The organism is Emticicia sp. BO119, assembly GCF_013912375.1.
GTDB lineage: Bacteria > Bacteroidota > Bacteroidia > Cytophagales > Spirosomataceae > Emticicia.
Genome location: NZ_JACETV010000005.1, coordinates 220982 through 246507, shown reverse-complemented (window position 1 = coordinate 246507; position 25526 = coordinate 220982). Strand labels below are relative to the sequence as shown.

The 25526-nt window shown below is 40.0% G+C and carries 17 protein-coding genes; 9 read left to right on the top strand and 8 right to left on the bottom strand.

What is annotated here, in order from left to right; all coding sequences use genetic code 11:
- Positions 1-26: 26 nt before the first annotated feature.
- A complete protein-coding gene (locus H1R81_RS17520; protein WP_181842049.1) occupies positions 27-1748 on the bottom strand; it encodes a GMC oxidoreductase in 1722 nt (573 codons plus the stop codon).
- Between the two features lie 262 nt (positions 1749-2010).
- Between H1R81_RS17520 and H1R81_RS17515 the strand changes: the two genes are divergently transcribed.
- A complete protein-coding gene (locus tag H1R81_RS17515; protein WP_181842048.1) occupies positions 2011-2298 on the top strand; it encodes a hypothetical protein in 288 nt (95 codons plus the stop codon).
- Positions 2299-2322: 24 nt separating this feature from the next.
- Here the strand turns inward: H1R81_RS17515 and H1R81_RS17510 are convergent, their stop codons facing one another.
- Together H1R81_RS17510 and H1R81_RS17505 are read right to left on the bottom strand one after the other, a co-directional pair.
- Complete coding sequence (locus H1R81_RS17510; protein WP_181842047.1) at positions 2323-3444, bottom strand: P1 family peptidase; 1122 nt, start codon at positions 3442-3444, stop codon at positions 2323-2325.
- 72 nt (positions 3445-3516) lie between these two features.
- Positions 3517-4830, bottom strand: a complete 1314-nt coding sequence (locus H1R81_RS17505; protein ID WP_181842046.1) for a hypothetical protein — start codon at positions 4828-4830, stop codon at positions 3517-3519.
- Between the two features lie 143 nt (positions 4831-4973).
- On the opposite strand from H1R81_RS17505, the gene H1R81_RS17500 reads away from it, so the two are divergent.
- From H1R81_RS17500 to H1R81_RS17490, 3 genes are all read left to right on the top strand, one after another.
- The gene (locus H1R81_RS17500; protein WP_229251156.1) at positions 4974-5501 is read left to right on the top strand and encodes a DUF2911 domain-containing protein; all 528 of its coding nucleotides are present in this window, start codon (positions 4974-4976) and stop codon (positions 5499-5501) included.
- A gap of 377 nt (positions 5502-5878) precedes the next feature.
- Positions 5879-11434 carry an ELWxxDGT repeat protein gene (locus H1R81_RS17495; RefSeq protein ID WP_181842045.1) on the top strand — a complete coding sequence of 1852 codons (5556 nt, stop codon included), beginning with the start codon at positions 5879-5881 and terminating at the stop codon, positions 11432-11434.
- A 181-nt stretch (positions 11435-11615) separates the two neighbouring features.
- Positions 11616-12815, top strand: coding sequence for a thioredoxin family protein (locus H1R81_RS17490; RefSeq protein WP_181842044.1), 1200 nt, complete (start codon positions 11616-11618; stop codon positions 12813-12815).
- 8 nt (positions 12816-12823) lie between these two features.
- Here the strand turns inward: H1R81_RS17490 and mtgA are convergent, their stop codons facing one another.
- Both mtgA and H1R81_RS17480 read right to left on the bottom strand, forming a co-directional pair.
- Entirely contained in the window at positions 12824-13606 is a 783-nt protein-coding gene (gene mtgA / locus H1R81_RS17485; RefSeq protein WP_181842043.1) for a monofunctional biosynthetic peptidoglycan transglycosylase, read from the bottom strand.
- A gap of 62 nt (positions 13607-13668) precedes the next feature.
- Positions 13669-14553, bottom strand: a complete 885-nt coding sequence (locus H1R81_RS17480; RefSeq protein ID WP_220275248.1) for a PhzF family phenazine biosynthesis protein — start codon at positions 14551-14553, stop codon at positions 13669-13671.
- A gap of 268 nt (positions 14554-14821) precedes the next feature.
- On the opposite strand from H1R81_RS17480, the gene H1R81_RS17475 reads away from it, so the two are divergent.
- From H1R81_RS17475 to H1R81_RS17465, 3 genes are all read left to right on the top strand, one after another.
- Complete coding sequence (locus H1R81_RS17475) at positions 14822-15937, top strand: DUF2911 domain-containing protein (protein ID WP_181842042.1); 1116 nt, start codon at positions 14822-14824, stop codon at positions 15935-15937.
- Between the two features lie 162 nt (positions 15938-16099).
- Positions 16100-17977 (top strand): peptidase M61, encoded by a 1878-nt coding sequence (locus H1R81_RS17470; RefSeq protein WP_181842041.1) that lies wholly within the window; start codon positions 16100-16102, stop codon positions 17975-17977.
- 188 nt (positions 17978-18165) lie between these two features.
- Positions 18166-18861 (top strand): hypothetical protein, encoded by a 696-nt coding sequence (locus H1R81_RS17465; RefSeq protein ID WP_181842040.1) that lies wholly within the window; start codon positions 18166-18168, stop codon positions 18859-18861.
- A 57-nt stretch (positions 18862-18918) separates the two neighbouring features.
- On the opposite strand, the gene hisC is transcribed toward H1R81_RS17465, so the two are convergent.
- Together hisC and H1R81_RS17455 are read right to left on the bottom strand one after the other, a co-directional pair.
- Positions 18919-19965 (bottom strand): histidinol-phosphate transaminase, encoded by a 1047-nt coding sequence (hisC, locus tag H1R81_RS17460; RefSeq protein ID WP_181842039.1) that lies wholly within the window; start codon positions 19963-19965, stop codon positions 18919-18921.
- A 151-nt stretch (positions 19966-20116) separates the two neighbouring features.
- Positions 20117-20884 (bottom strand): 3-hydroxyacyl-CoA dehydrogenase, encoded by a 768-nt coding sequence (locus H1R81_RS17455; RefSeq protein WP_181842038.1) that lies wholly within the window; start codon positions 20882-20884, stop codon positions 20117-20119.
- A 157-nt stretch (positions 20885-21041) separates the two neighbouring features.
- On the opposite strand from H1R81_RS17455, the gene hemF reads away from it, so the two are divergent.
- Both hemF and H1R81_RS17445 read left to right on the top strand, forming a co-directional pair.
- On the top strand, positions 21042-21938 hold the full coding sequence (gene hemF / locus H1R81_RS17450) for an oxygen-dependent coproporphyrinogen oxidase (RefSeq protein WP_181842037.1): 897 nt from the start codon (positions 21042-21044) through the stop codon (positions 21936-21938).
- 234 nt (positions 21939-22172) lie between these two features.
- Positions 22173-23570, top strand: a complete 1398-nt coding sequence (locus H1R81_RS17445; protein ID WP_181842036.1) for a chloride channel protein — start codon at positions 22173-22175, stop codon at positions 23568-23570.
- 82 nt (positions 23571-23652) lie between these two features.
- On the opposite strand, the gene H1R81_RS17440 is transcribed toward H1R81_RS17445, so the two are convergent.
- Positions 23653-25395: a DUF885 family protein gene (locus H1R81_RS17440; protein WP_181842035.1), complete on the bottom strand. Its 1743-nt coding sequence runs from the start codon at positions 25393-25395 to the stop codon at positions 23653-23655.
- Positions 25396-25526: the final 131 nt, after the last annotated feature.

The window sequence follows — 25526 nt, the reverse complement described above, 5'->3', positions numbered from 1 at the left end:
TTCTCGGTTTTACATTCTTAGTTTGTTTACAGATTTCCTCTTTTCAACTCTGCCACAGCGTAATCAGCAGCACGGGCAGAAAGAGCCATATAGGTAAGAGAAGGATTCTGACAGGGCGATGAAGTCATACAGGCGCCATCGGTACAGAAAACATTCTTCACAATATGGTGTTGATTAAATTTATTAAAGACTGAGTTTTTTGCATCAGTCCCCATACGAGCAGTTCCCATTTCGTGGATACTCAGACCGGGATGTGCTTGTCTGTCATAGGCTTCAATATTAGAGAAACCGGCTTTTTCCATCATGGCAACAGCCTGTTCTTTGGCATCTTTTCGCATCAGAGCTTCGTTTTCTCGGTAATGTACGTCCATTTTCAATACAGGCTGCCCCCATTTGTCTTTTTTCTTATTGGTAAGCGTTACTTTATTGTCATAATAAGGCATACACTCGCCAAAGGCATCTAATATCATTTTCCAGTCGCCATAAGTAGTGGCTACTTTTTCTTTAAATTCGGCTCCCATGCCATCCATGTCTATTGAGTGTTGCCAGCCATCTCGCCAGGTATATACTTCAAAGCCATAGCCGCGATTAAAAGTCTGTTTTTTCTGACCAGGTAAGTTGCGGAATCGAGGTACATATAAACCTGCCGGATGCCGGCCATAATATATCTTATCTAACTCTTGCTGATAATCAGCTGTTGCTCCCACATGAAAATGATGATCCATCAGGTTGTGTCCTAATTGTCCGCTATCGTCCATTCCATTCGGGAAACGGTCAGAAGTGGAGTTCATCAGAATAAACGTAGAGCCTAATGCAGATGCATTCAGAAAAATGATTTTTGCCGAAAACTCCAGCCATTCGTTGCTCTGCTCGTCAATTACTCTTACACCCGAGGCTTTACCCGTTTTCTCATCATAGATAATGGAATTAACAATTGAATGAGGTCTGAGAGTCAGGTTGCCTGTTCGGCGGGCAGCAGGCAAAGTAGCTGATTGTGTACTAAAATAAGCTCCGAAAGGGCAACCCCTCATACAACGATTACGATACTGGCAACTGGCACGGCCCAAAGCTAATTGCTCTTCTGTAGGGGCAGTTAAATGTGCTGCACGGGCAGAAATTACCTTTCTGTCTTCGAAATTACTATTAACTGTATTTCTGAAATGCGATTCGATACAATTATCAGGCATAGCAGGCTGAAATTGCCCATCGGGTAAATGAGGGAGACCGTCACGGTTTCCGGCGATACCTGCAAATGTCTCTACGTAATCATACCAGGGAGCTAAATCTTTATAACGGATTGGCCAGTCAGTAGCAATACCTTCTCTGGCGTTGGCCTCAAAATCAAGGTCAGAAAAGCGGAATGAATACCGACCCCACATCAGCGAACGGCCTCCGACATGATAGCCACGTATCCAGTCGAAAGGTTTTTCTTCCACATATGGGTTCTCCAGATCATTTACAAAATGATGGTGGGTCGATTCCATAATGGCAAATCCTGTGCGGTTCTGTATAGGATATTTTTTCAGTAAATCATCGGGCATCTGCAAATCATGGTGCGGAAAATCCCAAGGATTTTTATTTGCGGTAACATAATCTGTCACATGTTCAATCATGCGACCGCGCTCCAGCAATAATACTTTTAGCCCTTTTTCGCAGAGTTCTTTGGCTGACCAGCCGCCCGAAATACCCGAGCCTACCACAATCGCATCGTATTGAATGTTTTCTTTTGTTTTTCCTTGAAAATTCATCGTATAGGTTAAAATAGAATCAGGTTTAAAGTTAGATAAAATTAAGATAGCTGACAATTAAAATGTGGTACATGACGCAGTAAGTACTCGTTATCAAAAGCAGGTGAATTATTTAGGCAATAAAGAAAGGTTTGGTTTATCGGGTTAATAAAGTGTAAAACAAGTGTGAGAGCCAGAAAGTAAATTTCTTAACTATGCCATATTGTGATAAACTAATTTCAAATTGATGGCGTTGTATGACAAACACTACAAACAGAATTAGATGAACAAAATCGGAATTTTATGGATTGCTTTGGTAATAGTAGTATCTTCATGCGCTAAATCTGATTCATTTACAGGTGTAATTCAGGGCATTGAAAACGGAAAAGATGGCTATGTGGCTACGATTAAAGATAGCAAAGGAAAGGTCTTTGAAGCCATTTTTTCGATTCCGAATATGGGTGCAAATTACAAGCGTTTGGAAGTAGGCGATCAGATAAGTATTAAAGGTGATACGATTCATATCAATAATATCTATCGGGTTATTGCCAGAGATGTGGAGAAGAAGTAATATCTGCACGGCACAGACGAGATACTATTTCAATTTATTATACTTCTTACTTAATTCCAGAACCTTATCGACAGGCAATGCCTGAATTACTCCGTTAGCTCCTTTAGTGGTTTCGGCAGCAAATAAAGAATTGATGATGGCCTCTTCGGTAGCCTCTATAACGGCCAGAAATAAGGGCGAAACATCATCATTGCGAAGCTCGGTTGCATCATAAAACTTGGTAGGGTTGCTATGCGGTACACGCAGTTGTTTAGCTGTTGAAAAAGCTATGACATAATCACCACTTCCATTGGAAGCAATACCGCCGGTTTTTGCTAACCCGAAAATGGCTCTTTTAGCCAATCTTTCTAAATTGCGAGAGGTCAATGGTGCATCAGTTGCTACTACTATCATACAAGAGCCATCAGCAGGGTCATTCAACTGGTCGTTCATAAAATACTGTTTCAGTTCTTCGCCCACAGGTACACCGTTCACTTGCAACACTCCACCAAAATTGGTTTGTACCAATACCCCTACCGTATATCCACCCGATTTTGAAGGTAATACCCTTGATGCTGTGCCAATGCCGCCTTTCCAGGCAAAGCAGATTGTACCTGTGCCTGCCCCCACATTACCCTCTTCCACTTTGCCGGGTATAGCTATTTCTATGGCTCTTAGTACATCTTCTTTCTTTACATGACGGCCTGTAATATCATTCAGATAACTATCGTTGGTTTCTCCTACTACCGGATTCACCGAGCGCACTTTTTCGTTGCCTTTTTGCGCTAAGGTATAATCAATCACAGCATCAGCCGCTGTAGGTACTGAGAGCGTATTGGTCAGAATAATTGGAGTTTCAATATTTCCTAATTCTTGAACCTGACTGATACCCGCCAGCTTGCCAAAGCCATTGGCAATAAAAATAGCCCCAGGTACCTTATCCTGAAAAAGATTGCCTTCATGCGGAATAATGGCGGTTACACCTGTTCGAATTTTTTCTCCTTCTATCAGGCTCATTTGGCCAACCTTTACGCCTCCAACATCTGTTATGGCATTGTTTTGTCCGGTTTTCATCACGCCAATTTTAATACCTAATTCACGTGGGCGTTTATTTTGTGCATGTGCTATGATGCTGAGAAATGTAAAACAGAGAAGAAGGAATTTCATGTATAATTTTTATTGATGATATGGGTTGGTTGTCAATGGATTCCAGAATCAGATAGAAAACTGCATTTTATTTTACCTTGAGAAATTATCCTCAAATACAATCTTCCCATTACCTTTAGTTATTTTTACATTATCTACCAATCCGGCACCATGAAAACGGTAGGTGATTCCCATGATTTTACTGATAGGGCTTCGGTAGGGAAACTCATAAGCCAACTGATTATCAATAAAGACTTTTACCTTCCCGTTGACAGACTCACAGCGGACTTTTACAAAATCCTTGAAATCGGTTCCGAATTTTGAGAGATCGTGTTCTTTCCCTGAGATATTGTGGTCGATAAAATAAAGGTTATTTTCTGAAATACAGCCTTTGGCAGACAAGCGAATCATGATGGCTGTCCCCTCGCAAAGCAAGCCTATTTCGGTATATTGACAAACTGAAGCTCCTTCACGATAAGTATTCTTTACAGAGGTCTCCAGAATAAAATTATCAGTTTTTATATCTCCGAAGTCTTTCAGATTGGCGTATTCTACCACAGGAGCAGTAGGTTTCAGAGAGATATTCTGGGTCTGTATTTGTTCTACTGACAGGCCAAGTTTGCCGTTATTGATGGCTTCTTGCTGCTTGAAATAGACGGGAACAGGTTTTTGGCTAATCATAGGCAACCAGCCATCGGTTTGGATGAACAGATTATGCTCTTGTACCACCTCATTACCCACCACCAGTTTTGCCTGAAACGAACCCGGGTAATAATAAACAGAAGTATGCTGCCGCTGATTTTTAGAAACCTTGACCCGTTTGGATGGGTCCCAATCTTGTTGAATATAGACAGAATCATATGGGGCTTTCAAGGCATCATAATCAAATATGACCGAATTAGGCACTCCAACAGATACTACTTTCTTGCTACTGAATGAATAATAAGCAGGATTGATAAGCTCTTGGGTGGGTTGGTCTTTTGAGAGAAAATACCAGCTTACTGTCCCAAGAACCAAAAGCAACGGTAAAATAAACGAAAAAAGATAAGGCCGCTTGATGGTTTTTGATTTGATTTCTTCATCATTGATATGAACCGGAGCTATGGCAGGATTGGCATCGTTATTTTTTTGGAAATGATTTTGACGGAAAGCTCTCCAGTGTTCAAAGCCTATAAACTGAGCCAACGTATTAAGTGTAGTGATGGTTGGTGCAGAATCATATTTTACTTTTCCCCAGATTCGTTTCAGAGTAGTAGGGCTAAGGGTAATAGCTGTTATCTCAAAAATTCTTTGAGAAAGCTCTTCAAAATCCTGATTTGTCCATTGCTCACTGTTTCCCCATCCCAATTTTTCTTCAATCAGTTTTTTGCAATGTGCTAATAATATGTCTTCCGATTCAATAATCACTTGTTGATAAATGAGTTGTATAGATGAATGAACTTGAATGAATTTGGAAAGTTCATGACTAAACTTGAACAGGTGGTCATGCTTAGTTTTGCTTCATCAATTCGATAACACAAATTTTTAATTCAAAAACATCTAACAAAGCTATGCAAAAGAACACAAAAAAAATGGGTCTAATGGCGATTTTTTTCGCTTTATCTTTTCTTTCGTTTACTGTTTCCGCACAGGAAGATAAATCGAAAAGACCTTCTCCTCCGGCTACAACAACTGGTAAAATTAATGGTAAGAGTGTAACAGTTAATTATGGGCAGCCTTCAATAAAAGGACGTGAAGTATGGGGTAAATTAGTGCCTTATGGCGAGGTGTGGCGTGCAGGTGCCAACGAAGCTACAACTATTGAGTTTTCGAAAGATGTAAGCATTGAGGGCAAGACACTCCTTGCAGGGAAATACGGTTTCTTTGCGATTCCAAATGCTGATGAATGGACAATTATTTTCAACAAAGTGCCGAATCAATGGGGAGCTTTTAAATATGATGCTGCACAAGATGCGCTTCGTGTAATGGTGAAGCCTAAGAAGTCGAAATCCTTTAATGAAAAGCTGATGTATGCTGTCAACAAAAATTCAGTGAGTTTAGCCTGGGAAAACGCCGAAGTAGCATTTTCTGTAAAATAATATTAATAAAAAAGCTATTATCATAAAATTCATCGTAGGTCTGATAAATACCTGCCGCTGGTGGGTATTTATTTTGAGAACTCCTCCTAACTGTACGACGGATCGCCCTAAAGGGGGACTTTTACTTTGTGTTTATATATTCTACTTCTCAATTGATGGGTTCTCAGGTCACTGTTAATAGGACTGCAATAGCTATTCTCCATACTCTTGCCCCTTACCCCCTGCACTACACCCAAAAACACCCTTTTCGGCATGGACAAAATATGGACAATTGGGTTTTGGTTCACGTATAGTGTTGGCGTGAACTGTATGAGGTATATAATTTTACTGCCACAAGGGAATCATCCACCTCATTAACTAGTAACGTAAGCCTTCTGATGAAACAGATTTTTACTTTTAAACAACTGCTTTTTTTAGTTTTATTTTTGTGTCTGGCAAAGCCAGGCTCTGCACAAGTACCTTATATCGTGAAGGATATTTTTAAAGACGGTAGTGCTTCTGTTAATAATCTTACAGCAGTAAATGATATTCTCTATTTTACTGCCTACGATACCAATAACGAGCATGGTGAGGAGCTATGGAGAAGTGATGGTACAAAAGCCGGAACTTTTATGGTAAAGGATATTAAACCCGGAAGTGCAAGTTCTGACATAATCCAGTTATTGAATGTAAACGGAACCTTGTACTTTGCTGCCAAAGATGCCAATTATATTTACAGATTATGGAAAAGTGATGGTACCGAACAGGGTACAGTAATGGTGAATTCTACAGTTTCATTTGCTAATACAATGACCCATGTTAATGGAACAATATTCTTTTCGAGTACAACTGATGAATATGGTACTGAATTATGGAAAAGCGATGGCACAACTGGGGGCACCAGTTTAGTGAAGGACTTAAATCCGGGTTCAGGAAACGCTTTTATTAATAATTTAACCAATATTAATGGTACTTTGTATTTTACTACTTCACACAATAATTTCTGGGCATTATGGAAAAGCGATGGCACTGAAGAGGGAACAGAGATAGTGAAGCAAGTTGACTCTCCATATGCCATTATGCAGAGCCTGACTAATGTGAACGGTAGTTTATTTCTTATAATAGACGATACTGTGCATGGAGGCGAACTATGGAAAAGTGATGGTACTACAGCAGGAACAGAAATGGTGAAGGATATTAATACAGGTGTAGAAGGGTCTATCATAAACAGTATGGTTGCTGTTGGGGATATTTTATACTTTTCAGCTTATACTGATACCTATGGCCGTGAATTGTGGCGAAGTGATGGTACAGAATCGGGGACTAAAATCGTAAAGGATATTTATATGGGCTTTGCCGATTCTAATGCTATGATGTTTGTAAACGTGGATGGTACTTTATATTTTGGGGCAGATGATGGAGAACACGGCAGAGAATTATGGAAAAGTGATGGTACTCCAGAAGGAACCGTGATGCTAAAAGAGATTATGGGGGGGTATGAGGGTGGTGCTATCTATTATTTAGCAGTGGCTAACGGAATAGTTTATTTTACGGCCAGCAATAGTGAAGAACCCATTCAGCTATGGAAAAGTAACGGGACATCAGAAGGCACAGTGCTTTTAAAAAGTATAGCCCCTGGTAGTGATTATATGGGCATAGAATATATGACTGATGTTAATGGGAAATTGTATTTTAAAGCCAGTGCTTCAGTGAATAGTAACATATATAATTCAACACTATGGAGCCTAGGCACTTGTACACCTGCTAATTCCACAATCAATACTCTTGAAAAATCATCAACATTTGGCAGCCAGGTACAGAGTCCATCAAATACTACGTGTTATTGCAATGTTTTTAACGAACTAATTACTACAATTGAGGCATCGGGAGATGCACCTGTGAGTGGTAATATCTCTGTAAAAGAATGGTTGTATCCACCGCTTGACGGAAATTATGTGCGCCGTCAATATGAATTGTATCCAGAAACCGACCCAGATAATGCTACAGCTAAAGTAACGCTCTATTATACTCAGAGCGATTTTAATGAGTACAATAGCTATGATTACACGGCAAATGCACTTAAACTACCTGTAGACAGTAGCGATATAAAGGGTATCAGAAGCATACGCATCGAAAAACATGGAGGCACCAGTTCTAATGACACAGGTTGGCCGATTACTTATCCTGGTGCTATGACTGAGATTAATCCTGATGATGCCGATATAGTCTGGAATAGCACCGCCAAACGCTGGGAAGTGAGTTTTGAAACTACCGGTATGGGCGGATATATTATCAGAACCCTGACATTAACTGACCCATCAGATGTTTCAGTAAGTGACACGGCAATTTGTAGTGGAACAGATATTACGTTATCAGCCAACTGTGCCCAGGGAGCTTTAAACTGGTATAAAAGTGCTTCTGGCGGTAGTAGTATTGGTACAAGTTCGGTGTTGGTTCTTTCCCCGACTGTCACCACAACTTATTATGTTGCTTGTGAATATGGCCTTAATAGCACGAACAGAATAGCTACCAGCGAATTAGTAGTTACTACAACGCCAACGACACCAGAGGATGTCTCAATAGATAAGACCAGTATTTGCAGTGGGACAAACGTTGAATTAACGGCTACCTGCCCGATAGGAAGCGTAAAATGGTACACACTATTAAGTGGTGGAAGTGCTATTGCTACCGGATCAGGCCTGCAAGTATCTCCTCCTTATGACACTTCTTATTATGTAGCGTGTGAAAACGGTGATTGTAAAACCGACAGGGTTTGGGTAGGAGATGTAGTAGTAACCGATCAGCCAGGCAATCCGACGAGTGTTTCGATTGACCAGACTAATGTATGTTCTAACAATTATGTCGGATTCTCTGCCAGTTGCGACTATGGTACTGCCACCTGGTATAAAGGCGAATATGACCAGACAAGTGTAGCTACAGGTAATTGGGGGGAAGTACCGGGTATCACGAAGTCTTATTATGTAGCTTGTGAAAACGGCGATTGCAAGAGCGAAAGAATATCGGCAGGTACAGTAACCGTAACAGAGCAACCGGTTGACCCTACGGACGTTTCGGTAAGTGAGACTGCTATTTGTAGTGGCACGAATATTACTTTATCAGCTTATTGTTCGATAGGAGAGGTTGCCTGGTATAAAATAGGACAGGACGAAGATATATTTCTTGAAACGGGGTCAATTATTACTCAAGCTCCAATGACCAACACTAAGTATTATGCTATGTGTATAAACGGTATTTGTGAGAGCGGCAGGGTAATTACTCAACAAGTTGTGGTAACTGCTACGCCTTCCAAGCCAACAGGGGTTTCAGTAGATAAGACAGCTATTTGTAGTGGAACAAGCATTACCCTGACCGCTACCTGTGATATTGGAACAATTACCTGGTATAATGATTCCATAGCCGATACAAGCATTGGCACAGGCAACAGTCTGAGTCTTACACCAACAGATACCTACACTTATTATGCTGTATGTATTAATGGTGATTGCAAGAGTGAAATGGCCAATACCGATATGGTTGTGGTGACTAAGCAACCAACTAATCCACTGAATGTGACAGCTTATAATTCTGTGATTTGTAGTGGTGAACCTGTTTATCTGGGTGCTGATTGCGCTATAGGTGAGGTAATCTGGTATGATTCAGCTACTGCTACAACTGCTCTGGGAACAGGTGAACATTTTGACCATAACCCAACTGTGAATACCACTTATTATGCCGCATGCGAGAATATTAATTGCAAAAGTGAGAGAGTAGCCACAGGAGAAGTAACAGTAAGACCAACGCCAGGCAAACCAACTAATCTTTCCCAATGGGATACAAAGGCTTGTGGTGAAATGTCTATAGGTTTAAGCGGTTCTTGTGCTACCGGAACACTTAAATGGTATGATTCTGCTACTGCTACAACACCTGCTTATGAGGGAGCAACTGTTTACGCTGCCATAACCAAAACCATTACTTATTATGCTGCCTGCAAAACCACTTATTGTAGCAGTGAAAGAGTAGCTATGGAAGAAATTGTGTTTTATGTGAGACCATTAGACCCTACCGGAGTAACAGTCAGTAAAACAGCTATTTGCAGCGGTGATAGTGTTACTTTATCGGCCACTTGTTCTGTAGGAGAGGTAAAATGGATAAGAGCCTATACAGCCGTAGGAGTGGAACAATATGACCTTGTGCCTAACCGCACACCTACCGAAAACAGTGTTTATTATGCCTATTGTATGAATGGGCCTTGTATAAGCAGCTATTTACCTACTGAGCCAGTATTTGTAACCGAGCAACCAACTATTCCAACCGACTTGTTTCAGGGGGGAACCCAGCTTTGCGAGGGTACTGGTGTTTATTTAAATGCTTCCTGTGCTAAAGGCACTATAACCTGGTATAATTCAGCAACCGGAGGAACAGCCCTGGGAACCGGAGAGTATTTTATTGGTCGACCGACCACTACGACAACCTATTATGTTGCCTGTGAGAATGGCAATTGCAAAAGTTCAAGAGTCGCTTTAAACGAGATAGTAGTTTATCAACAAGTTAGTAATCCAACAGGTGTGGCTGTCAGTAAAACAGCTATCTGCAATGGTGAAACAATTACTTTGTCGGGCTCATGTCTGGTAGGAACTCTACACTGGTATAAAACAAGTATGGACCCTGATACGGCCTTTACCTATAAACCGAATGTAAGTACGGTTTATCATGCTACTTGTTCAAATGGAACTTGCTTTAGTGAAAGTGTTGCTACTGCTGAAGTAGTAGTAACCGAGCAACCGACTAATCCTGTTGGTGTGTCAGTTAGTGATACAGAAATCTGTAAAGGAGAGGAAATTACCTTGTCGGCTACTTGTCCGATAGGTACCGTTAAATGGTATAACTCAGCTACTGGAACAACCAGTATCGGAACAGGTAACTACTTCAATCACGCTCCGGTATCGAATATCAGGTACTATGTAGCCTGTATTAATGGTATATGCAATAGTGAAAGAGTGATTACTGATGATGTCATTGTTAAACCAAAACCAGCAACGCCTATTATATCAGGTAGAAACACTCTTTGCAAAGGTGAAAGTGTAATATTATCGACTTCTGGTCTGACTAACAATCCGGCAGCTATCTTTTATTGGTCAGATGGGGCAACAGGTCTTTCTACTAATGTTTCACCAGCTGTTACTACTTCATACCGAGTCATTGCGGCTTATGACGGTTGCAATAGTGATTCATCTCTTGTATTTACTGTGAGCGTAAATCGGGTGCCAGAACAACCTGTCATTACAACCGATAATGCCACCATCTGTAGGGGTAATACAGTTGTACTTACAGCCCAATGTACAAGTGTATCAGATATTTTTTACTGGAGTAACTCAACACCATCTAATGGAGATGTACCAAGTGGATATGTTAAAAGTACAAGAGCTGTAACCGAACCGGGTACATACAAAGGGTGGTGTGAGTCGAACGCTGGTTGTAAAGGTGCTGAAAAGAGTATTACAATAACAGCAGGCACAAATTGTGGTAGTAAAAACATTATTACCGTTACCCCTGAAAAACCAGTGATATGCCCTAATTCATCGGTTATGCTGACTGCAGGAGGTTGTAGTGGAAACATCACCTGGTTAGATGGAGTAAGTACAAGAACTGGCACTTCTATCACGGTTAGTCCTGCCGCAAGTACTACTTATCTGGCACAATGTAGTGCAGGTGGTTTTGCCTCAGTTGATGTAACTGTAACGACCTCAGCTGTGGCAGTGAGTGCTAATATCAGCACAGGTACTGAACTGGTAAAAGCTGTTGATACCATAGAATCGAATAAGAAAATCGGTGACCCTGATTTTACACCAGCGCCTGTGGTGACATTTGAGGCAGGCAAATCAATTTTACTGAAACCGGGCTTTGTGGCTGATTCAAGAAGTGTGTTTAAGGCAGAGATTAAGGGATGTAATTAGAGCAATGGGGCAGTGAGTGGCAGAGGACTTCAGGAAAGTTTTAGATAAAGATTACTTCAAGGAAAACTTCAGTGTTTAATCATTTGTTCCTTGCTCTATGCAAAAAAAACTTAAGGAAATGTTAATGATTTTGTGCCAATCAGTTTTCTTCTTTACTTTGTTGCTTGATTAAAGCCTTATTATGAAGAAAATATATGTATTGTTTGCCTGTGCGCTGTTTGCACAATTGAGTTTTGCTCAGAGCATTGTCTGGGAAACAGATATTGACACTGCATTCAAGAAAGCAAAAGCTGAAAACAAACTGGTATATGTCGAATGTTATCTACCTACTTGCCCAATCTGTATGAGTTTTGAGCCTATACTAAAATCGGCGAAAGTAGGGGAGTTTTATAACAAAAATTTTATTAATTATAAACTCAATGGAGAGAAAGCAGATCAGGTAAAGTTTCTGAATAGTAAGAATATTCATTTGCCAAACTTTCCATTGTTTCTGTTTTTCGACCCGGATAAGAATTTAGTGCATCAGACAGAGGCAGGCGAACCCAAGGAAGACGGGGTAATTGCCATAGGAAAGATAGCACTCGATCCTGATAAAAGAGCATCAAGTTATAAAAAGCGCTACGAAGCCGGAGAAAAAGATTTGAATTTCTTAATCAGTTATGCTTATTACAGCCGTGTAGTAAAAGATACGGCTACCAACCTGGCAGTTGCCAAAGCTGTGTATGATGTATTTCCTAAAGAAGACCTGAATAGCCCGATTAGCTGGGCGATTACCAAAAAAGTAGTGGAAGATATTGATAATGGTTTTGCCCAATATTGGCTCAACCATGTGGAGGAAGCCAAAAACTATGAAACAGCCGGAGGGCACCCAAGAGGCGAGCAGAATATCTTTGGTGTGATAATCCAGAGCTCTTTGTATAGTTTGAGAGGACAGTCCTATCCTTCGGCTAAAATTAATAAGGTTAAGGAATACATGAACAAGGTGGGCTTTGGGCAATATGCCGAAGGTGCTACGTGGCAATTTGAAGCTAAAGCATTGGTAAGAGAAGGTCACACCGACCAGGCGATAGGGGTCATTGATAATTTTGCCAGAAAATTAGCCACTAATGGCGCTGCGCTCACCTTTATCGGGTCTTTTGTTCTTGACATCACTACTGATAAAACTTACGTGCTGCAAGCTGAAAAGTATATTATGCAGGGACGTGCACTTCTGAAAGATAATAATCAGCTGACAGAATCTTATTACCAGTCTGCCCGTGTACAACAACGGAAAGGCAATATACCTGCTGCCAAAAAAGATTTAGTTGAGGCCAGAAAATATGCTACAATAGGCAAATTGGATTTGAAGAAAATTAATGATTTAGAGGCGGAGTTGAGATAATAATATTTTTAAAACTTCCTCAACCCACTCAAATACGCCGGGCCACCCAATGCTCGCATCTGGCGGGCGATTTGTCCGGTGCGACGAACCACATAAGGCCCCGGCTTAGCAATAGACCATTTAATAGGGCTTGGTAATACTGCCGCTATACGGGCAGCCTGATCGCGGGTAAGGTCTTTGGCTGATTTTCCGAAATAGCGTTTAGAGGCTTCTTCTACACCAAATGTCATACTACCCATTTCAGCTACGTTCAGATATACTTCCAGAATACGTTGTTTACCCCATATCAATTCTATAAGTGCTGTAAAATATACTTCAATGGCTTTTCTGATATAGCTTCGGGTTTGCCATAGAAATACATTTTTAGCTACCTGTTGTGAAATGGTACTGGCACCCCGGATTTTCTTTCCTTTCATATTGCGCTGAAAAGCATTACCCATCGATTTAAAGTCAAATCCATAATGCTCTGGAAAAAGCTGGTCTTCGGCGGCTACTATAGCCAGAGGCGCTTCTTTTGATATTTTGTCGTACGATTTCCATTCATAATAAATCTCGCTGTCTTTTCCGTCAGCAATGGCTTCAATCTTCCTTGAAAGCATGGTTGCTGTAAAAGGTACAGGTACGAATTTGAAGAGGATAACAGCACTGATAGTAGAGGTAAAGAAAAATATGATAAACCTGAAGAGCGTGCGCTTGAGCCTGACCCAAACTGAGGATAGTCTGGATTTGGATGAGGCGGCTGATGCTTTGGCAGGTGGAGGTGTTTTGCTTCGGAATGTATTTTTTGCCATCGGGCTTAGGTTAAATTGTTAAGTGTTCAGGTCGGTAGTACAAAAATCGTAAATTTTTGCTTCTACACAAACCATTTGCCCTGTGCGACGAGTTGAACTTTACCACCTACCTGTAGTTTATATTTTCCTTCCTGATTCAACTCCCCTTTGATATTGATTAATGACGGGCGTTTTATTTCGTATCCCTGCTCTACTAATTTGTGTATCATCGGTAGTTCGTATTTAAGCAGATAAGCCAATAAGCAAGAGTTAGCGCTTCCTGTAGCAGCATCTTCTACAATTTTATCGTTTTCCAGACAGAACATACGCGCATGTAAATGATTGGCGTGTGCATGAGTCTCGTCTGTAAATACAAAAAAAGCAACTGTCAGCCCATCTGGCGAATTGGTTTTGTAAAGTTTATGCTCTGTCAGCCATTCTTTCACAGTTATATCTTCGAGATGGATTTCCTGAACGGCTCTCAGGGTTTTTACTGGAATAATCAGATAGGGTAGCCCGGTTGAAACTAATTGTACTGGTAAGGTTTCGTCAATATCTTCCGGATATAAACCTAATAGCGCAGCTATGGTTGTTGTAAAGGTTTCTCCGAAAGTCGGATTGCTTATTTCAAGCCAGAGGGTTTCTTCAGTTAAAGTTACGGGTACTCTACCCGCTTTCAGATTCAGGGTTATTTCGGTATCAGACTCTTTCTTCAGCACGAATGCTGTTCCAAGAGTCGGATGTCCGGCAAAAGGTACTTCGTATTCAGGTGTAAAAATTCTCACATCATATGCACCTTCATCACCCTTATCAGATATTACAAAAGTTGATTCCTGAAAACCGATTTCGCGGGCAATCCTGAGCATTTGTTCATCTGACAATCCATTTGCATTATGAAAAACAGCTAATTGATTACCTTGATATTTTTGCTCGGCGAATACGTCGACAATTGAAAAATCTAATACCATGATTGTATGAGTTAAGATTCGCAAAAATAAAGTTTTCTATTACTATTATACAATTTTGTACATAGATGTTTAGCCACGAAGACAAGCTGAAAGAGGTATTTGAAGAGGTAGAAAAGGTGTTCTTATGTAATAACAACGAAATATCCCCAAAAATGGGTGATAGCAAACATATTTTTTTTTAGTTATTTGCCATGCTTCTTAAAAGCTTCGAATAGGGTATATCATAATACTGTATCATAACTATTATTTAATCAACAATCTCAAAATCATGACAAAGACAGTTTTACTTGCTTTTGCCTTGCTATCGGCAGGCCTGATGACTTATGCACAGGGCGATCTGACTTCTGCTCCAGACGGAGGTAATAAAAAAGCTACAGTATCTGAGCAAATAGGGTTAGTAAATATCACTATTACTTATGGGCGTCCGGGAGTAAAGGGCCGAGAAGGAAAAATCTGGGGAACGCCGGTAGCTCATTATGGTCTTGTTGATTTAGGTTTTGGCACAAGCAAGGCTGCTCCTTGGCGGGCAGGAGCTAATGAAAATACTACGATCAGTTTCTCGAACAATGTAAAAATAGAGGGAAAAGACTTAGCGGCTGGCACGTATGGGTTTCATATTATTTTAGGAGAAACAGATAATATCCTGATTTTCTCAAAGGCTAATAATTCTTGGGGAAGTTTTTACTATGACCCTGTACAAGATGCTCTGCGTGTAAATGTAAAAAGCGAGCCTTTAGAAAAAAGTGTAGAGTGGCTGAAATATGAGTTTATGAATCAGACCGATAATTCGGCTACTATTGCCCTGTTGTGGGAAAAACGAATGATACCATTTAAGGTAGATGCTGATGTAAACAAAATTCAACTGGCGTCTTTCAGAAACGAATTGCATACCAAGCCCGGCTTTAAGTGGGAATCCTTTGTTCAGGCGGCCAATTTTTGTTTGCAGAATAATATAGAGTTAGAACAGGCACTTGCCTGGGCCGACGAGGCTATAACGGCTCGTTTTGTAGGACAAAAGAATTTTCAGACACTAAGCACCAAGGCGGCGGTATTGGCCAGACTAAATAGAATGGCAGAAGCCAAGGCCATAATGGACGAAGCCGTGCCTATGGGTAGCATGATAGAGTTACATCAGTACGGTCGTCGGTTGATAGGTATGAAACAGCCACAAGAAGCTCTGAAAGTTTTTAAAACCAATTATGACAAAAACCCAAATGTGTTTACTACCAATGTAGGTTTAGGAAGAGGATACTCCGCCAATGGCGATTACAAAAAAGCCTTAGAATATTTAAGAGCAGCTTTAGCACAAGCCCCTGACGATTTGAATAAAAACAGTGTAGAGGCAATGATTAAAAAACTGGAAGAGGGGAAAGATGTTAACTGAGGTTAAAAGATGAATCTTGTTTTTGACTCATGGCTAATGAATTTACCGTCATTATCAGCTTATTGATTTCTCGGTCTATTTTATAGTCTCATACGAATTGGTAACTTTGCACGTTTTTAGAACCAAGTGAGTTTTATTTTAACAAACTATAATTAAATATCTATGAAAAGAATAGCTTATATGCTTCTGACTATGGCTGTAATGACGGCTTGTACCAGAAAAGCATCTGTGAGTAGCTCTGCCACACAAAAAGATAACCTCTATCAATTTTCTGTCGATTTAACCAAAGTAGAAAACGACAAATTAGAGGTTACTTTAATTGCGCCGAAAATCAGTTCTGATGAAATAACTTATTTTTTGCCAAAAATTGTACCAGGTACTTATGCCAATTATGATTTTGGTCGTTTTGTATCAGACTTTAAAGCCTATAACGCAAATGGAGAGGTGTTATCTGTCGAAAAACCTGATGTAAATAGCTGGACTATCAAAAATGCGCAAAGTCTTAGCAAAATCACCTATAAAGTAGATGATACCTGGGATTCACCTGAAATTAAGGGAGAGAAAATCTTTGAACCTGCCGGAAGCGATATTGATGCCAATAAGAAATTTGCTGTAAATACTTTCTGCTTTTTCGGGTATTTCGAGGGTATGAAAAAGGTACCGTACCAGATTTCGTTTACTAAACCAACGGGTTTCTATGGAGCTACTTCTATGAACTTTGCTTCTACTACAGCCACTAAAGATGTATTTGAGGCAGCCAATTATATGGATTTATCTGATGCACCTATTCTTTATACACAACCTGATACAACAGTATTGAAAATCGGTGGTGCAGATATCCTTGTATCGGTATTCTCGCCTAACAAAGAGGCTAATTCTAAAGAGATTGCGGCTAACATCAACTCTCTGTTGAATGCTCAGAAGGAATATTTAGGTGGTAAATTGCCGATTCAGAAATATGCCTTCCTGATTGTGTTGTCTGATAATCCGAATCTGATGAGCTATGGTGCTTTGGAGCACTCTTATTCATCGTTCTATTATTTACCAGAAGGTACTTCTCAGGAGCTTTCACAAACGGTGAAAGACGTGGCATCGCATGAGTTTTTTCATATTGTAACGCCTTTGAGTATCCATTCTGAAGAAATCGGTGATTTTGATTATAATAAACCAAAGATGTCGAAACACTTGTGGTTGTATGAGGGGTTGACTGAATATGCCGCCGGACACATGCAGATTAAATATGGTCTGATTGAGATGCCGCAGTATCTGGATATGTTACGTCAGAAAATGACGACCATGAAGATGATGAACGACAAAGTGCCATTTACTGAAATGAGTCTTGGCGTATTGGATAAATACAAAAACCAATACATGAATGTGTACAATAAAGGCGCTTTAATAGGTTTATGTTTAGATATTAAACTACGCCAGTTGTCAGACGGCAAATATGGTACTCAAACCCTGATGCGTGACCTGGCTAAAACTTATGGTAAAACGCAATCATTTAAAGACAATGAATTGTTCGATAAAATTACTTCTTTGACTTACCCTCAAATCGGTGATTTCTTTGCAAAATATGTAGATGGCCCTGAAGCATTGCCATTAAGTGAAACCTTACAATTAGTAGGCATTGAATATCTGCCAGAGGCAACTATCAAGAAAATCAGTCTGGGAGGGATCAGTTTAGGATTCAATGCTCAAACCAAACGTATCAAGATTGGTAACATAAGCAAAGTTAATGAATTTGGTAAGAAAATGGGCTATCAGTTGAACGACGAAATCGTATCATTGAATGGCCAGGCCTTTGATATTCAGAAAGCGCAACATATCTTAGATGAATATAACAATAATACCAAAGAAGGAGATATCGTAACTATGGAAGTGGCACGTAAGAACAGCGAAGGCAAAGAAGAAATTATCAAGTTGTCGTCGCCTGCAATGGTAGTTGATGTAACCGAGAAAAACGTATTGAAACTGGTTGATAACCCAACCACAGCACAACTGAAATTAAGAAAAGACTGGTTGAGCACAGAAAAATAATTCGGGTAATCCAACCTTTTTATAAGAGTAACAGTCAAGGGTGTAAAAGCGATTTTACACCCTTGACTGTTTTATAAGAATCTGACTGAATGCTTGGATTATATAAAGAAACTAAAAGGGCATATAAAATTAAAATTGTGATATACCGTTAATCTTTTTTTGAATTTTGCCTTTACACCCCCAAGATTGTGAATAAAAGAGTTAGAAAAAGCCTTATTTATTCCCTTATCGGAATAACTGCTGTAGCGTGTACCAATGTTGTTCCTGTGCCATTTGAATCGTTCAACGACCAGCAAGCAGTGAGAACAGGTAGTAAACCTTCTTTGAAACCTCCTGTTGAAAATGAAGATGGATTAGTAATTCGGCCTGATACCCTTACTACTTCTGTGATGAAGAATACTCCTGTAATGAATGGCGATTCGGGCGTGCATATATTTAATTTCTATGCGGTAACATCTCCTGATATTAATTTCGATTTTCCTTCGCATAGTGTTGTCATGATGCCTGTTACTTACATAGGTGTCGATAAAGGTGTGGCTAACAGTTACTGCGAATACTGGCTTTATACTAAATCAGGACAGTTGGTTTGCTATTGTAAAAATACTATCAGTGGTTTACATCCTGTATATGGCAATAGTTTTAATACGAATAACCACCTGCCTGAGTTTACCAAAAAAATTGGTTATGGTGAGTATAGGCTGGTGTATAAAAATATTTCTACTGTACCGGTAAAACAGGATTTGATTTTTGGACTTATAGCGAATAACGGCAAAGACCAGATTGACACTAAAGTATTAAGCGGAGAAACTAAAGAGTATTGGATTAGCATTTATCCGTCTACCAGTGAGTTTAAGATGAATAATAATAATAAGGAGCCAATGTAGAAAATAATACATTGTTTTTTCGTAGAGGCGTATGTAATGCGCCTCTACGAACTGGTATCAATAAGTCTTCAATGCTTCAATCAAACTATCATTTTCTGCATCTGTACCAATAGAAATACGGATGCAACCTTCACATAATTGAACATTAGAACGGTCTCTGGTAATGATTTTTCTATCAATCAGATATTTGAAAACACCTTTTGCATCATCAAATTTTACGAGTAACTGATTGGAATCTGTTGGATAAATATGCTTCACTACAGATAAATCATTTAAAAGACTAATCAGATTGGTACGGGCTTTCAGAATTTCCTCTACATAGCTGTTCTTCTTTTCCTCATTATCCAATGCTTCTAAAATCAAGGCTTGTGTAACGGCGTTAAGATTATACGGATATTTGATTTTATTCAGTATCCTGATTAAATCCTCAGACCCAAAGGCCATTCCGAAACGCAGTGCTGCTAATCCCCATGCTTTCGAGAAAGTCTGTAATACTACCAGGTTCGGGTAAGCATCTAATAATTTCGTGAATGACTCGGCTTCTGTGAAATCTATATAGGCTTCGTCAACAATCACCAAACCTGTTTTGAAATTATCTAAAATTGTAATTACTGATTCCCGATTGGCTAAATTTCCCGAAGGGTTATTTGGCGAACAAATCCAGATAAGTTTAGTATGCTCATTGACTGCCGCTAAAACTTTATCTACTTGTATCTGGAAATCTGGGGTGAGTGATACCTGTATAACCGGGGTATTTTGAATATCTGCACATACCTTATACATACCATAGGTTGGCGGCATTGTGATGATATTGTCTTCTTTGGGTTCACAGGTGGCACGAATCAGTAAGTCAATAGCTTCATCAGATCCATTACCCAGAAAAATCTGACCCGGGCGGACACCTTTGATAACTGCTAATTTCTCTTTGATTTCAGCTTGATACGGATCTGGATAGCGGTTGTATTTGCCAGCAATAACTGCCCCGAATGGATTTTCATTAGCATCTAAAAAAATACCCTCTTTTCCGGTATATTCATCACGCGCCGAGGCATATGGTGTTAGAGTAAGGATATGAGGACGAATAATATTTTGTAAAGAGAACATGAGAATAAAGTCTTGAACTTTGATTTAATGATTCTAATAATGAACTTCTGAAAAACATGATTTGAAAATAAAGATCTTTAATTAAATATGATGTACATCAATTGAATAATTAATATAATGATCAAATCAGGTAAATCAGAGTGCAGGATATTTACTTCGGAGCCATCCGAATAGCTCCATCCAAGCGGATTACTTCACCATTGAGCATGGCATTCTCTACTATGCTTTGTGCCAGTTGTGCATATTCATCAGGGCGACCTAAACGTGAGGGGAATGGTACCTGCTGACCCAATGATAATTGGGCTTCGTCTGGTAATGAAGCCATTAGAGGTGTCTTAAAAATACCTGGGGCAATGGTCATGACTCTTATACCATTTCTTGATAAATCACGGGCAATGGGTAAAGTCATGGCTACAATACCACCTTTTGATGCAGAGTAAGCCGCTTGTCCGATTTGTCCATCGTAGGCTGCTACCGAAGCAGTATTGATAATTACCCCTCTTTCTCCGTCTTCATTAGGCGTATTGTTCGACATCTCAAAAGCCGCGAGGCGAATCATGTTAAAAGAACCTACCAGATTGACGTTGATGACTTTCTGAAAATGGGCCAGTGAATGAGGGCCTTCTTTACCAACTGTGCGGGCAGGTGGGGCAATTCCGGCACAATTCACAAGAATATGAATAGCCTTGAATCGGGTCATTGCCTGACTCATTACTTTTTGTGCATCTTTCTCAGTAGAAACATCACATTTGACGAATTTTGCTTTGCGCCCCAATTCAATGGCTAAGGTTTTGCCTTTCTCCTCATTCAAATCCACAATAATGGCATTTGCCCCCGCTTTCACGAATCTTCTTACTACGGCTTCTCCTAAGCCTGAAGCTCCTCCTGTAATTATGGCAGTTACTCCTTTTAATTGCATATATATTTCGAGATTGAGCCTATAAGACCCGGTGATTTTGTGATTGAGCGATTAAAAAATGCCTCAATATATCTTTCCTTATCCGATAAAAATAAAAATTATTATTGATAGCTCTTGAGAGAGAGCTAAATTTGCCACAAAATTTGAAAAGAATCTTATGTTATCCAAAGAAAATATTGCTGAATACTTCAGGACTCTCCAAAATAGTATCTGTCAGGCCATAGAAAATACAGATGGTAAAGGGAAATTCCGTGAAGATTTATGGCAACATCATAGTGGTGGTGGCGGGCGTACCCGTGTAATAACCGACGGAAATATTATTGCCAAAGGAGGTGTGAACTTCTCGGCTGTTTCCGGTGAAGTATCCGATGCTCTACAAAAACAACTGAAAATTACTGAGAAAACTAATTATTTTGCAACCGGGGTTTCTATTGTGCAGCATCCAGTAAGTCCGATGGTGCCAATTATCCATATGAATGTACGCTACTTTGAAATGGCGAATGGTATTTGCTGGTTTGGTGGGGGTATTGACCTGACACCGCATTATGTAGTTGAAGAAGATGCCTGCTGGTTTCATCAGCAACTAAAAGCTGCTTGTGATAAGCACTCACCAGCCTATTATCCGAAATATAAAGAGTGGGCAGATAATTACTTTTTTATCCCGCACAGAAACGAAACCCGTGGCATAGGCGGTATATTCTTTGATTATCTGAAACCAAATGAAGAGATACCTAAAGAAGATTTGTTTACCTTTGTAAAATCAGTAGGTGAAAGCTTTGCTCCAATTTATACGCATTTAATGGCGAAAAATAACCATTTGCCATATGGAGAAGCTGAATCTAACTGGCAGATGCTACGTCGCGGCCGATATGTGGAGTTTAATCTGGTATGGGACCGTGGTACAAAATTCGGTCTGGAAACTAATGGGCGGACGGAGTCGATACTTATGAGTTTACCTCCGGTTGCCAACTGGGAATATGGTTACCGGCCCGAAGCAGGTAGTCCAGAAGAAAAGACTCTGGGTCTGTTGAAAAAGGGGATTGAGTGGGTATAGCCCGCCACTGGCAGGTAATGTCTATCCCCGCTTATAAAAGACTGTGGTAAGCATAGTTGAGGATTGTCGATTAATTATGGGATCAGCATCCTAAAGCATATAATCAAATAATATTGAAGCAGGAAATTAATGAGTGCGCGAGTGTATGCCGCCCATGAGACGTCCGGCTCATTTTCGGACGATTATTAGTGTAACACGCCTACAAGGGGTACTGAATCACAACAATTAGCAGCTATGAAATATAAACTTATCAAGGCAAATCTGAAAACCATCAGGTTTATTCAGAAGGTAGCAGGGCCTGTCAGAGTTTTTCTGAAAGACAGGTTTGATTCAATCACCAATGCCAGACTTCAGCAGAATCTTCTTAATGCCATACCTTTCTGGCTGGGAGCTTTGCTAACCGGGATAGTGGCTGTTATTTATGCTAAACTCTTTCTGATAGCCGAAGAGGGAACTATCTACCTTTTTCAACTAAATAAATGGTTGTTTTTTGCTGTTACTCCTATATGCTTTATTGTGTCATGGTGGCTGGTGAGTAAATACGCGCCTTTTTCAAGAGGGAGCGGAATCCCGCAGGTAAGTGCCAGTATAGAATTAGCTAATCCGAAGAAGTATCATCTGGTTAATCAATTATTGAGTATCAGGGTATTGTTAATTAAGATTATCTCAAGTCTGATTATGGTTTTTGGTGGAGGTGTAGTGGGTAGAGAAGGTCCAACAATTCAGATAGCAGGTTCAATCTTTAAAAAGATTAATGATTGGTTGCCGGAATGGTATCCGAAAATATCTAAGAAAAACATGCTCATTACTGGGGCAGCCTCGGGGCTTGCTGCCGCTTTTAATACACCTTTGGGTGGAATCGTATTTGCTATTGAAGAGCTAACCAAAACCCATTTCAGCTATTTCAAATCGGCCTTATTGACCGGAGTAATTATTGCCGGCCTTACTGCTCTGAATATCCTGGGACCTTATTTGTATTTAGGATTTCCGACTGTCAGCCATCTTTCCTGGTGGATTATTTTTCCGGCAGTTGTTTCCGGCGGACTTTCAGGGTATTTAGGGTCTACCATGACCCGTATTATTTTATATGTTCTTAAGCGTAAAAGTGTTTTGCATACAAATACCAGAAGAATTATTTATTGTATTGTCGGAGGCCTGCTGATTGCAGCATCTGGTATTTTGATTAATGAGGAAACTTTCGGAACAGGTAAAGAACTAATGCAGACTGTATTACTGACAAATAATAAATATGTAGAATGGTATGTGCCGCTTTTAAGATTCTTTGGCCCCATTATCTCCTTTACGAATGGAGGAGCAGGAGGGGTGTTTGCTCCGGCTCTGAGTGCCGGAGCAAGTATCGGGTCAGCAGTAGCAGACTGGTTTCAGTTGATAGATTCTAATGCCAATCTGATTATTTTGTGTGGGATGGTAGGTTTTCTTACAGGGGTTACCCGTAGCCCTTTTACTTCTGCTATCCTTGTATTAGAAATGACTACTGCTGAAAGCATTATCTTTTATCTGATGATTGCCGGGCTTATTGCCAATCTTGTTTCGTCGATGGTCAGCAAACATTCTTTCTATGACCAGATGAAAGATCAGTATTTAAAAGAACTTGAAAGTGAAGAAAAATGATTGACTACCTACCTATCTCTTCAGAAAAAGTGTGTGGAATGATTCGCCCTTTTTCATATAAAAAGAGAGGTGTCAGACAAATTTATTCCTTCGGTTTTTTGTTCAGCTCTTCATCAATATATTTATCTACCATCTTCTCTAAAATGGACATCGTTACTGTTCCTTGCGAGAGTACCAGGTCGTGAAAAGACCTTACATCAAACTTGGGGCCTAAGCGTTCTTGCGCTTTTTGTCGTTGTGTTTTAATAGTTATTTCACCGATTTTATAGGCTAAGGCTTGCCCTGGCCACGAGATATAGCGGTTGATTTCGGTATTTACTTCATGAAGTGAAAGGGCGGTGTTATCTGCTAAGAAATTCACTGCCTGGTCTCTTGTCCAGTCTCTATCATGAATACCCACATCAATCACTAATCGGCAAGCACGCCACATTTCATAAGTGAGGCGACCAAACAAGCTGTAAGGGTCTTTATAAAGCCCTAATTCATAGCCGAGGTATTCACCATAAAGACCCCAACCTTCGCCATAAGCATTTACATATAGGTTACGTCTGAACTCTGGCAGGTTTTCTAATTCCTGTGTCAAAGCAATTTGTAAATGATGCCCCGGGACAGCTTCGTGTAAAGTCAATGCTTCAAGCGTATAGAGTGTACGGCTCGGCAGGTTGTAAAGGTTTACCCAGTAATTCCCAGAGTTTTTAGATTTGATGTTCGCACCGCTGTATCGCCCTGCTGTATAAGTCGGGGCGAGGTAGTCTGGTACTTGCACAACTCCATAAGGCTGGCGAGGCAATTTGCCGAACAGCAGCGGGAGCTTACCATCGATCTTTTTGGCAATAAAGGAAGCTTCCTTCAATAATTGTTCGCCTGTGGTTGGGTAAAATTTGGGGTCGTTCCTCAGGTAATTAATGAAATCTTTGAAAGATCCCTTAAATTTTACATCATCTAATATTTGTTGCATTTCTTTTCTGATACGCTTTACCTCTTTCATACCCGTATCATAGACCTCGTCAGGAGTCATATTGGTAGTGGTATAATGCTTTACTTTCTCTGCATAGTATTTCTTTCCATTCGGAAAGTGCGATGCCCCTAAAGTTGCCCGGGTTTTTGGGTGATATTCTTTCTCAAAAAAATCACGGATTTTACGGTAACTTGGAATCACACTTTGTTCAATCTGCTTTTTGCCTTCTGCCTTCAATTGTTTCCAGTCGGCTTCTGTAATAGCAGCAGGTTTTTCTTTAAAAGGTTGCCAAAACGCTGATTGCTCATAATTGTCTACAATCTGGCTATTATAAGTAGCCTCATAGCCGTTTAATGCTATGCTGGGTTGCGAAATACCTAAAGATAGTCCCTTCCGCATTAATTCCAGATTTTCATCTACAAACAAAGAGATACCTCTCAATGAATTAAGATAACGTTCTATCTCTTTTTTGGTGGAATAAGTACGCGAACCCATACCCGGTAAGCCTGTATGAAATCCCGCATCAGACAAAATCGGGTTCAGGTACTCTTTGTATTCGTAAGAAATTAACTCATCGTTGACTATATATTTTAAGAGAGCCATATTTATCTGGTCATTGAAACCCAAGCTTTTCTCAGAAACACCATTCAGCTTGTCAGATTCCTTTTTATAGAACTGGTATTTGCGAGAGAAATCTTCTTCACGGTTTCTACCGAAGGGGTAAATTGAATCCGCCGCAGATTCCTGTCTGTTGAATTCATGTATTTCATCAAGCACAGAAATGATTGTAACATTTTCTATCTTATTTTGTGAGAAAGCCGATGAAGCAATGAGGCATATACTGATAATAAAAAAATATTTTTTCATGGAGTCGTTTGTTGAGGTAGTTTTCAGAAGCCTAAGATAAGGAAAAAATGGGAGCTGTGAAGAAGACTTTAGCAAATATGAGCTTTTTCAAAGTTTAGGATATATGAAAATATATCCGTCTTCAAAAAAGC